This is a genomic window from Flammeovirga aprica JL-4 (genome assembly GCF_012844305.1).
In the GTDB taxonomy this organism is placed as follows: domain Bacteria; phylum Bacteroidota; class Bacteroidia; order Cytophagales; family Flammeovirgaceae; genus Flammeovirga; species Flammeovirga aprica.
The window spans coordinates 1-560 of sequence record NZ_JABANE010000414.1 but is presented as its reverse complement, the minus strand read 5'-3'; the positions used below and the strand labels follow the sequence as shown (position 1 = coordinate 560).

1 protein-coding gene is annotated in these 560 nt (G+C 60.5%); it reads left to right on the top strand.

The features are described 5' to 3' along the window. Window positions 1-560, top strand: a 560-nt coding sequence (gene gcvT, locus HHU12_RS34675; RefSeq protein WP_169661238.1) for a glycine cleavage system aminomethyltransferase GcvT, incomplete at both ends; no start/stop codon positions are given.

Here is a 560-nt window from a genome sequence, read left to right as displayed (position 1 = left end):
GCAGGGATGTTCGATGTGTCGCATATGACCATCGTCGATTTCCACGGCAGCCGGATCCGCGAGTTCTTGCGCTATTTGCTGGCCAACGATGTGGCGAAGCTCACCACCCCAGGCAAAGCGCTCTACACCGGCATGCTGACCGCCTCCGCCGGCGTCATCGACGACCTGATTGTCTATTTCCTTTCTGAAGATTATTTCCGCCTCGTTGTTAACTCCGCCACCCGCGAAAAAGACCTCGCCTGGATCTCCGAACAAGCTGAACCTTACGGCCTTGAAATTACCGTTCGCGACGATCTGTCGCTGATCGCGGTGCAGGGCCCCCAGGCGAAAGCGAAGGCGGCGACGCTGTTTACCGACGCTCAGCGTCAGGCCGTGGAAGGCATGAAGCCGTTCTTCGGCGTGCAGGCCGGCGACCTGTTTATCGCCACCACCGGCTATACCGGCGAAGCGGGTTATGAAATTGCGATGCCGAACGAGCAGGCGGCTGATTTCTGGCGCGGTCTGCTGGACGCTGGCGTTAAGCCGTGCGGTCTTGGGGCGCGCGACACCCTGCGCCTGGA